The sequence below is a fragment of the Streptomyces sp. NPDC002788 genome, assembly GCF_053592115.1.
In genome coordinates, this window is record NZ_JBSFVB010000007.1 from 340280 (window position 1) to 350419 (window position 10140).

Sequence of the window (10140 nt, forward strand, 5' to 3'; positions counted from 1 at the left end):
ACGAGGAGAAGCGCACCTAGCCGCCGCCGGTCCTCGGTAGTGGCCCCCGGGGCGAACCCCGGGTGCTTCGATCGAAGACCGGCCCGCACAGCACGGCGCGCTTCTCCGCAACCGTCCCCCTTCCACACGGGCAGGCGGGACGAGGACGAGGAGAAAACGCTAGTGGAGAACGAGACCCACTACGCCGAGGCCGTCATCGACAACGGCGCCTTCGGCACCCGCACCATCCGCTTCGAGACGGGCCGCCTGGCCAAGCAGGCCGCCGGCTCCGCCGTGGCGTACCTGGACGACGACACCATGGTGCTGTCGGCCACCACCGCCTCCAAGAACCCCAAGGACCAGCTCGACTTCTTCCCCCTGACGGTGGACGTCGAGGAGCGGATGTACGCCGCCGGCAAGATCCCCGGCAGCTTCTTCCGCCGCGAGGGCCGTCCCTCCGAGGACGCGATCCTCACCTGCCGCCTGATCGACCGCCCGCTGCGCCCGTCCTTCAAGAAGGGCCTGCGCAACGAGATCCAGGTCGTGGCGACGATCATGGCGCTCAACCCCGATCACCTGTACGACGTCGTCGCGATCAACGCGGCCTCCGCGTCCACGCAGCTGGCCGGCCTGCCCTTCTCCGGTCCGATCGGCGGCGTCCGCGTCGCGCTGATCAACAACCAGTGGGTGGCCTTCCCGACGCACACCGAGCTCGAGGACGCCGTCTTCGACATGGTCGTCGCGGGCCGCACCCTGGAGGACGGCGACGTCGCGATCATGATGGTCGAGGCCGAGGCCACCGAGAAGACCATCCAGCTGGTCAAGGGCGGCGCCGAGGCGCCGACCGAGGAGGTCGTCGCCGCCGGTCTGGAGGCCGCGAAGCCCTTCATCAAGGTGCTCTGCAAGGCCCAGGCCGACCTCGCCGCGAAGGCCGCCAAGCCGACCGGTGAGTTCCCGATCTTCCTGGACTACCAGGACGACGTGCTGGAGGCGCTGACCGCCGCCGTCAAGCCCGAGCTCGCCCAGGCGCTCACCATCGCCGGCAAGCAGGAGCGCGAGGCCGAGCTGGACCGCGTCAAGCAGCTCGCCGCCGAGAAGCTCCTGCCGGAGTTCGAGGGCCGCGAGAAGGAGATCTCCGCCGCGTACCGCTCGCTGACCAAGACCCTGGTCCGTGAGCGCGTCATCAAGGAGAAGAAGCGCATCGACGGCCGCGGTGTCACCGACATCCGCACCCTGGCCGCCGAGGTCGAGGCCATCCCGCGGGTCCACGGTTCCGCCGTGTTCGAGCGTGGCGAGACCCAGATCCTGGGCGTCACCACGCTGAACATGCTCCGCATGGAGCAGCAGCTGGACACGCTGTCGCCGGTGACGCGCAAGCGCTACATGCACAACTACAACTTCCCGCCGTATTCCACCGGCGAGACCGGCCGAGTCGGCTCCCCGAAGCGCCGCGAGATCGGCCACGGCGCCCTCGCCGAGCGTGCCCTGGTGCCGGTCCTGCCGACCCGCGAGGAGTTCCCCTACGCGATCCGCCAGGTCTCCGAGGCGCTGAGCTCGAACGGCTCGACCTCCATGGGCTCGGTCTGCGCCTCCACCATGTCGCTGCTGAACGCCGGTGTGCCGCTGAAGGCCCCCGTCGCCGGTATCGCCATGGGCCTGATCTCCCAGGAGATCGAGGGCGAGACGCACTACGTCACCCTCACCGACATCCTCGGTGCGGAGGACGCCTTCGGCGACATGGACTTCAAGGTCGCCGGTACCAAGGAGTTCGTGACCGCCCTCCAGCTCGACACCAAGCTGGACGGCATCCCGGCCTCCGTCCTGGCCGCCGCTCTCAAGCAGGCCCGTGACGCCCGCCTCCACATCCTCGACGTGATGATGGAAGCGATCGACACGCCGGACGAGATGTCCCCGAACGCCCCGCGGATCATCACCGTCAAGATCCCCGTGGACAAGATCGGCGAGGTCATCGGCCCCAAGGGCAAGATGATCAACCAGATCCAGGAGGACACGGGCGCCGAGATCACGATCGAGGACGACGGCACGATCTACATCGGCGCCGCCGACGGTCCCGCCGCCGAGGCCGCCCGCGCCACGATCAACGGCATCGCCAACCCGACGATGCCCGAGGTCGGCGAGCGCTACCTCGGTACGGTCGTGAAGACGACGACCTTCGGCGCGTTCGTCTCCCTGCTGCCCGGCAAGGACGGTCTGCTGCACATCTCGCAGATCCGCAAGCTGGCCGGCGGCAAGCGCGTGGAGAACGTGGAGGACGTGCTCGGCGTGGGCTCCAAGGTCCAGGTCGAGATCGCCGAGATCGACTCCCGCGGCAAGCTCTCCCTGATCCCCGTGATCGAGGGCGAGGACAGCTCGGACGAGAAGAAGGACGACGCCGACCAGTGACGTCCCGTGGCTCCCAGGCGACGGCCCGCACCTCTTCGGAGGCGCGGGCCGTCGCCCGTACCCAAACCCTCATCAAGGGCGAGAACGGCATCGGTACGGTCCGCAAGACCACCCTCCCCGGTGGCCTGCGCATCGTCACCGAGACCCTGCCCTCGGTCCGCTCCGCGACCTTCGGCATCTGGGCGCACGTCGGCTCCCGCGACGAGACCCCGGCGCTGAACGGCGCCACCCACTACCTGGAGCATCTGCTCTTCAAGGGCACGAACCGCAGGTCCGCCCTGGACATCTCCTCCGCCCTCGACGCGGTCGGCGGCGAGATGAACGCGTTCACGGCGAAGGAGTACACGTGCTACTACGCGCGCGTGCTCGACACCGACCTGCCGCTCGCCATCGACGTCGTCTGCGACATGCTGACCGGCTCGCTCATCCTCGAGGAGGACGTCGACGTCGAGCGCGGCGCCATCCTCGAAGAGATCGCCATGACCGAGGACGACCCCGGCGACTGCGTGCACGACCTGTTCGCGCACACGATGTTCGGCGACAACCCCCTCGGCCGCCCGGTCCTCGGCACGGTCGACACGGTCAACGCCCTCACCGCCGACCGCATCCGCCGCTTCTACAAGAAGCACTACGACCCGACCCACCTGGTCGTAGCCTGCGCCGGCAACATCGACCACGCCAAGGTCGTCCGGCAGGTCCGGGCCGCCTTCGAGAAGGCCGGTGCCTTCAAGGACGTCGCCGCCGAGCCCGTCGCCCCGCGCAGCGGCACACGCGCCCTGCGCACCGCGGGCCGCGTCGAACTGGTCGACCGCAGGACCGAGCAGGCGCACGTCGTGCTCGGCATGCCGGGCCTGTCCCGCACGGACGAGCGGCGCTGGGCCCTGGGCGTGCTGAACACCGCCCTGGGGGGTGGCATGTCGTCGCGCCTCTTCCAGGAGGTGCGCGAGAAGCGCGGCCTGGCCTACAGCGTGTACTCGTACACCTCGGGCTTCGCCGACTGCGGCCTGTTCGGCGTGTACGCGGGCTGCAGGCCGTCGCAGGTCCACGACGTGCTGAAGATCTGCCGCGACGAACTCGACCACGTCGCCGAGCACGGCCTCTCGGACGACGAGATAGGGCGTGCGATCGGCCAGCTCCAGGGGTCCACGGTCCTCGGTCTGGAGGACACCGGCGCGCTGATGAACCGTATCGGCAAGAGCGAGCTGTGCTGGGGTGAGCAGATGTCCGTGGACGACATGCTGTCCCGGATGGCGTCGGTCACCCCGGACGACGTCCGCGCGGTCGCCCGCGAGATCCTGGGACGGCGGCCCTCCCTGTCGGTCATCGGCCCGCTGAAGGACAAACAGGCGGCCCGCCTGCACGACGCCGTCGCCTGACAATCCCCTGGTGAAGGAAGCACAAGAATGAGCAAGCTGCGCGTGGCGGTCCTCGGCGCCAAGGGCCGGATCGGCTCGGAAGCCGTCCGGGCCGTCGAAGCCGCCGAGGACATGGAACTGGTCGCCGCCCTCGGCCGCGGCGACAAGCTGGAGACGCTCACCGAAGCCGGCGCGCAGGTCGCGGTCGAGCTGACCACCCCGGACTCGGTCATGGCCAACCTCGACTTCTGCGTCGGGCACGGCATCCACGCGGTCGTCGGCACCACCGGCTGGACCGACGAGCGCCTCGCGCAGTTGGAGGGCCGGCTCGCCCAGTCCCCCAGGACGGGCGTGCTCATCGCGCCCAACTTCTCCATCGGGGCCGTCCTCACCATGAAGTTCGCGCAGATGGCCGCCCCGTACTTCGAGTCCGTCGAGGTCGTCGAACTGCACCACCCGAACAAGGTGGACGCCCCCTCCGGCACCGCCACGCGCACCGCCCAGCTCATCGCCGAGGCCCGCCGCGCCGCCGGCACCGCCCCGGCGCCGGACGCCACGGCCAGCGCCCTGGACGGCGCCCGCGGCGCCGACGTCGACGGTGTCCCGGTCCACGCCGTCCGGCTGCGCGGCCTGCTCGCCCACCAGGAGGTCCTGCTGGGCGCCGAGGGCGAGACCCTCACGGTCCGGCACGACTCGCTCCACCACAGCAGCTTCATGCCGGGCATCCTGCTCGGCACCCGCCGCGTGGTGAGCACCCCGGGCCTGACCTTCGGCCTGGAACACTTCCTGGACCTGAGCTGAGCTGCTGACCGTCATGCGCGCGAAGCTCACCTACGCCCTCACGGCCGCCGTCCTGGTCGTCTACTTCGTCCTGGTCGGCAGCCGCGGTGTGCTGCTCATCCAGACCGGCACGCTCCTCACCGTCACCTTCGGCGTCGCGGTGCTGATCCTGCCGGTCATCGGCCTGTGGTTCCTGTGGAAGAACACCCAGTTCGTCCGCAGGGCCAACGCCCTCGCCGCCGAACTCGACGCCGAGGGAGGCCTGCCCGTCGACGAGTTGAAGCGCACCCCCAGCGGGCGCATCGACCGGGACTCGGCCGACGAGGTCTTCGCCAAGCGCAAGGCCGAGACGGAGGCCGCCCCCGACGACTGGCGCACCTGGTTCCGCCTCGCCGTCGCCTACCACGACGCCCGGGACACCCCGCGCGCCCGCAAGGCGATGCAACGCGCGATCGCCCTGCACGACGGCAAGCAGCCCGAAGCCGCCTGAACCGCACCCCACTCATGCCGGCGGGGCCGGACCGCGTACGGTCCGGCCCCGCCGGCATGAGAAGAGGAGCGTCAGTGCGGCCGGTATTCGTCGGCCCAGCCCTCCACCGAGTCGGCCGCCCGGTCGAAGGCCTCCGTGCGGCCCAGGAAGTCCGCGTTGTGCGTGGTCATCAGCGGCGGCACACCGTCCGCCGCACGACCCTGCCGCACGAGCAGCAGCGCCTGCCCCTGCACCGTCCGGGGCAGTCCCAGCCAACGCACCGGCTGCTGCACCGTCCGCACGGAGGCGACCTGCTCCCAGGGCATCGTGCGCGTCGTGAAGAGGCCCACGTGCCGCAGCCCGCGGGCGCTCACCCACACACCCACGCGCAGCAGCCGCAGCGCTCCAGCGATGACGAGCAGTGCGAGGCCGAACACCAGCGCGGCGGAGGCCAGTTCAGCCGTCGCCGCGATGACGACCGCCGCGAACAGGACGAACGAGGCGAGCAGCAGCGCCAGCGCTGCTGCTCCCACCCGCCAGGGGCCGGGCCGGTACGGCCGCCGCCAGCAGTCACGGTCGTCGTACGGGAGCGGAACGTCGTCCGCGTCCTCGAAAACGCGGTCGGCCGTCAGGAAGGGCAGGGGCACGGGTGGTCCTCACTCGATCCATGCGTGGGCTGTGCCCGGTGAGGCTACCGATCTGTGTCGCCGGTCACCACCTGCGGGGGACCGGATGGAGTCACCGCACCCGGCCCCTGGCGGCTCAGTGCTTCTCGGATGCCTGCGACTGCTGAGGCTGGTTGGCCGAGTGGTCGGGCGTCAGCGCGGGGGTCCCGATGACCAGGGACCCCACGAGCCCCGCCGTGATGGTGAGCCCCAGCAGCCAGCGGCCGGCCATCTCGCCGATGGACAGCCGCTCACGCGGTGGGGGAGTGACATTGCTGCGGAACCTGTCGGCCTCGGCGACGAAGGCAAACGGTACGGGTTCACGCCGACCGAACATCAGGGGTGCGTCTCCTTCAAGGGTGGAACGGATCACTTTCGTCTGTACAGACGAACGAACTCCCTCAGAGGTGCCCTGTTTCACCGACTTCATAGCGGCACGCCACCGATCGCACTGAATCGGTCGGGCCGTAGAGTGGCGTCGCCACACGACGAGATGGGAAGGCCCTGCCAACCGTGACCGACACCCCCGCCGACGACCCCAAGCCCAGCTACCGCAGCGACGTCACCGTCGAGCTGGTCAAGCACACCGCGTCCGACGCGGACGTCCTGTTCGCCGCCCGCGTCTCGACCCTCGGCGAGCAGTCCCTGGACGAGCTGGACAAGGACCCCGAGCGCTCCAAGGGTCTGATCAACTACCTGATGCGGGACCGGCACGGCAGCCCCTTCGAGCACAACTCGATGACCTTCCTCATCAGCGCCCCGATCTTCGTCTTCCGCGAGTTCATGCGGCACCGCGTCGGCTGGTCGTACAACGAGGAGAGCGGCCGCTACCGCGAGCTCCAGCCGGTCTTCTACGTCCCCGACGAGTCCCGCAAGCTGGTCCAGGAGGGCCGCCCGGGCAAGTACGTCTTCGTGGAGGGCACCCAGGCCCAGCAGGAGCTGGTCGGCCGGGTCATGGAGGACTCGTACCGGCAGGCGTACGAGGCCTACCGGGAGATGCTCGCCGCCGGCGTCGCCCGAGAGGTCGCCCGCGCGGTCCTCCCCGTCGGGCTCTACTCCTCGATGTACGCCACCTGCAACGCCCGCTCGCTGATGCACTTCCTCGGCCTGCGCACCCAGCACGAGCTGGCCAAGGTTCCCTCCTTCCCGCAGCGCGAGATCGAGATGGTGGGCGAGAAGATGGAGGCCGAGTGGGCCCGGCTCATGCCGCTCACGTACGCCGCCTTCAACGCGAACGGACGCGTGGCGCCGTAACGGGCCCCGGTTCCCCGGTCAGGTACAGATGTACGGTTCAGTCGCGTGAAGTGTCCGTATTGCGGCATTTCGTGTAGTTCATCTAGCCTGATCAAACGGGTCCGGCACTGCTTGAACCCCCGAGCAGGCAGTGCCGGGCTCCACCTTTGTCACGACTTGTCGCCTGCCCCGAGGGCAGACCAGGTCCTGAGCAACGAGTAGCGTGTAACCCATGGCTCCGACCTCGACTCCGCAGACCCCCTTCGGGCGGGTCCTCACCGCCATGGTCACGCCCTTCACGGCGGACGGCGCACTCGACCTCGACGGCGCTCAGCGACTCGCCACCCACCTGGTGGACGCAGGCAACGACGGCCTGGTCATCAACGGCACCACCGGCGAGTCCCCGACCACCAGCGACGCGGAGAAAGCGGATCTCGTACGGGCGGTCCTGGAGGCGGTCGGAGACCGCGCCCACGTGGTGGCCGGAGTCGGCACCAACGACACCCACCACAGCATGGAACTCGCCCGGGCGGCGGAGCGCACCGGCGCACACGGCCTGCTCGTCGTGACGCCGTACTACAACAAGCCCCCACAGGAGGGCCTCTACCGGCACTTCACGGCCGTCGCCGACGCCACCGCACTGCCGGTCATGCTCTACGACATCCCCGGCCGCAGCGGCGTCCCGATCAACACCGAGACGCTCGTCCGCCTCGCCGAGCACCCGCGCATCGTCGCCAACAAGGACGCCAAGGGCGACCTCGGCCGCGCCAGCTGGGCCATAGCCCGCTCCGGCCTCGCCTGGTACTCCGGCGACGACATGCTGAACCTCCCCCTGCTCTCCGTGGGCGCGGTCGGCTTCGTCTCGGTCGTGGGCCACGTGGTCACCCCCGAGCTGCGCGCCCTGGTCGAGGCGTACACGTCGGGAGACGTCCAGAAGGCCACCGAGATCCACCAGAAGCTGCTTGCCGTCTACACGGGCATGTTCCGCACTCAGGGCGTGATGACGACCAAGGCGGCGCTCGCCCTCAAGGGACTCCCCGGCGGGCCCCTGCGCGCCCCCATGGTCGAATGCGTGCCCGAAGAGATCGAGCAACTCAAGATCGATCTTGCCGCCGGCGGGGTACAGCTCTGACACCAGACTTCGCGCGGATCCCCGCGCACGAGCTTCACAACTGAATAAGCGGGCCACCGGTGCCCGCACCCACACCGACAACTGCTTATGCACGAACGTCATGCGCGCCACGTGCCAACCGGTACGTGGCGCGCGTGGTGAGGAGAGTCTTTTGAGTCATCCGCATCCCGAACTCAGCCCGCCCCCGCCGCTTCCCGAAGGCGGCCTGCGGGTCACCCCGCTCGGCGGCCTCGGCGAGATCGGCCGCAACATGACGGTCTTCGAGTACGGCGGCCGTCTGCTGATCGTCGACTGCGGAGTGCTCTTCCCCGAGGAGGAGCAGCCCGGAATCGACCTGATCCTGCCGGACTTCTCGTCCATCAGGGACCGCCTCGACGACATCGAGGGCATCGTCCTCACCCACGGTCACGAGGACCACATCGGCGGCGTCCCCTACCTCCTGCGCGAGAAGCCGGACATCCCGCTGATCGGCTCCAAGCTGACCCTCGCCCTGATCGAGGCCAAGCTCCAGGAGCACCGCATCCGCCCCTACACCCTGCAGGTGGCGGAGGGACACCGCGAGCGCATCGGCCCGTTCGACTGCGAGTTCGTCGCGGTCAACCACTCCATCCCCGACGCGCTGGCGGTCGCCATCCGGACCCCGGCGGGCATGGTGGTCCACACCGGCGACTTCAAGATGGACCAGCTCCCGCTGGACAGCCGCCTCACGGACCTCCACGCCTTCGCACGCCTGAGCGAGGAGGGCATCGATCTCCTCCTCTCGGACTCGACGAACGCCGAGGTGCCGGGGTTCGTCCCGCCCGAGCGGGAGATCTCCAACGTCCTGCGCCAGGTCTTCGCCGGTGCCCGCAAGCGGATCATCGTCGCGAGCTTCGCCAGCCATGTGCACCGCATCCAGCAGATCCTGGACGCTGCCCACGAATACGGCCGCCGGGTCGCCTTCGTCGGCCGTTCCATGGTTCGCAACATGGGCATCGCCCGGGACCTGGGCTACCTGAAGGTCCCGCCGGGCCTGGTCGTGGACGTGAAGACGCTCGATGACCTCCCGGACAGCGAGGTGGTCCTGGTCTGCACGGGCTCCCAGGGCGAACCGATGGCGGCCCTGTCCCGCATGGCCAACCGCGACCACCAGATCCGCATCGTCCAGGGCGACACGGTGATCCTGGCGTCGTCCCTGATCCCCGGCAACGAGAACGCGGTCTACCGCGTGATCAACGGCCTGACCCGCTGGGGCGCCAACGTGGTCCACAAGGGCAACGCCAAGGTCCACGTCTCCGGCCACGCATCCGCGGGCGAGCTGCTGTACTTCTACAACATCTGCCGCCCGAAGAACCTGATGCCGGTGCACGGCGAATGGCGCCATCTGCGTGCCAACGCCGAACTGGGTGCCCTCACCGGCGTCCCGCACGACCGCATCGTCATCGCCGAGGACGGCGTGGCCGTCGACCTCATCGAGGGCAAGGCGAAGATCTCCGGCAAGGTCCAGGCGGGCTACGTCTACGTCGATGGCCTCTCGGTCGGTGACGTGGGCGAGCCGGCCCTGAAGGACCGCAGGATCCTCGGTGACGAGGGCATCATCTCGGTCTTCCTGGTCATCGACTCGTCCACCGGGAAGATCACCGGCGGCCCGCACATCCAAGCCCGCGGCTCGGGCATCGAGGACTCCGCCTTCAGCGACGTGGCGCCAAGGATCACGGAAGTGCTCGAACGCTCCGCCCAGGACGGCGTGGTCGAACCCCACCAGCTTCAGCAACTGGTACGCCGCACGCTGGGCAAGTGGGTCTCGGACACCTACCGGCGCCGGCCGATGATCCTGCCCGTGGTGGTGGAGGTCTGACGGTCCGTCGGACCTGAGCACACGCCAACTGGGAGCGGGGCGCCTCGATTTGCATCGAGGCGCCCCGCTCCAGTAGGTTTGCAACTCCTCCCGACGGGGCACCCGGCCGACTCAGGCCCGGGGACCATGCCCGGCCGGGGCGGGAAATCCGACTCAGAAACCTCTGATAAAGTCGGAGCCGCCGGAAAGGGGAACGCGGAAGCGGGAACCTGGAAAGCACCGAGGAAATCGGGTCGAGAAAAGATCTGATAGAGTCGGAAACGCAAGACCGAAGGGAAGCGCCCGGA

At 69.3% G+C, this 10140-nt stretch carries 9 protein-coding genes; 7 read left to right on the forward strand and 2 right to left on the reverse strand.

All coding sequences use genetic code 11. From position 1 onward, the window contains the following. The first annotated feature begins 162 nt into the window (after nt 1-162). From ACWD1U_RS16200 to ACWD1U_RS16215, 4 genes are read left to right on the forward strand one after another with little or no spacing between them, the layout of a single operon-like run. Nucleotides 163-2382, forward strand: a complete 2220-nt coding sequence (locus ACWD1U_RS16200; protein WP_451107954.1) for a polyribonucleotide nucleotidyltransferase — start codon at nt 163-165, stop codon at nt 2380-2382. Beyond that, nucleotides 2379-3758 carry a M16 family metallopeptidase gene (locus ACWD1U_RS16205; protein ID WP_451107955.1) on the forward strand — a complete coding sequence of 460 codons (1380 nt, stop codon included), beginning with the start codon at nt 2379-2381 and terminating at the stop codon, nt 3756-3758. Before ACWD1U_RS16200 ends, ACWD1U_RS16205 begins: the two co-directional genes overlap by 4 nt. 27 nt (nt 3759-3785) lie before the next feature. Further along, on the forward strand, nt 3786-4538 hold the full coding sequence (gene dapB, locus ACWD1U_RS16210) for a 4-hydroxy-tetrahydrodipicolinate reductase (RefSeq protein WP_451107957.1): 753 nt from the start codon (nt 3786-3788) through the stop codon (nt 4536-4538). A 13-nt stretch (nt 4539-4551) separates the two neighbouring features. Then, complete coding sequence (locus tag ACWD1U_RS16215; RefSeq protein ID WP_451107959.1) at nt 4552-5007, forward strand: hypothetical protein; 456 nt, start codon at nt 4552-4554, stop codon at nt 5005-5007. A gap of 71 nt (nt 5008-5078) precedes the next feature. On the opposite strand, the gene ACWD1U_RS16220 is transcribed toward ACWD1U_RS16215, so the two are convergent. Both ACWD1U_RS16220 and ACWD1U_RS16225 read right to left on the reverse strand, forming a co-directional pair. Next, entirely contained in the window at nt 5079-5633 is a 555-nt protein-coding gene (locus ACWD1U_RS16220; RefSeq protein ID WP_451107960.1) for a PH domain-containing protein, read from the reverse strand. Between the two features lie 115 nt (nt 5634-5748). Continuing rightward, nucleotides 5749-5988 carry a hypothetical protein gene (locus ACWD1U_RS16225; protein ID WP_451107961.1) on the reverse strand — a complete coding sequence of 80 codons (240 nt, stop codon included), beginning with the start codon at nt 5986-5988 and terminating at the stop codon, nt 5749-5751. 176 nt (nt 5989-6164) lie between these two features. Between ACWD1U_RS16225 and thyX the strand changes: the two genes are divergently transcribed. The 3 genes from thyX to ACWD1U_RS16240 all read left to right on the forward strand — a co-directional run bounded on the left by thyX (nt 6165) and on the right by ACWD1U_RS16240 (nt 9853). Further along, the gene (gene thyX / locus ACWD1U_RS16230; RefSeq protein ID WP_451107963.1) at nt 6165-6905 is read left to right on the forward strand and encodes an FAD-dependent thymidylate synthase; all 741 of its coding nucleotides are present in this window, start codon (nt 6165-6167) and stop codon (nt 6903-6905) included. Nucleotides 6906-7116: 211 nt separating this feature from the next. After that, the gene (dapA, locus tag ACWD1U_RS16235) at nt 7117-8016 is read left to right on the forward strand and encodes a 4-hydroxy-tetrahydrodipicolinate synthase (RefSeq protein WP_451107965.1); all 900 of its coding nucleotides are present in this window, start codon (nt 7117-7119) and stop codon (nt 8014-8016) included. Between the two features lie 151 nt (nt 8017-8167). After that, on the forward strand, nt 8168-9853 hold the full coding sequence (locus ACWD1U_RS16240) for a ribonuclease J (RefSeq protein WP_451107966.1): 1686 nt from the start codon (nt 8168-8170) through the stop codon (nt 9851-9853). Nucleotides 9854-10140 lie beyond the last annotated feature (287 nt).

What these genes read in the sequence shown, in the direction of transcription:
- ACWD1U_RS16225 (WP_451107961.1), bottom strand. Translation starts at nt 5,988, where the DNA reads ATGTTCGGTCGGCGTGAACCCGTACCGTTTGCCTTCGTCGCCGAGGCC.
- dapA (WP_451107965.1), top strand. Translation starts at nt 7,117, where the DNA reads ATGGCTCCGACCTCGACTCCGCAGACCCCCTTCGGGCGGGTCCTCACC.
- dapB (WP_451107957.1), top strand. Translation starts at nt 3,786, where the DNA reads ATGAGCAAGCTGCGCGTGGCGGTCCTCGGCGCCAAGGGCCGGATCGGC.
- ACWD1U_RS16215 (WP_451107959.1), top strand. Translation starts at nt 4,552, where the DNA reads ATGCGCGCGAAGCTCACCTACGCCCTCACGGCCGCCGTCCTGGTCGTC.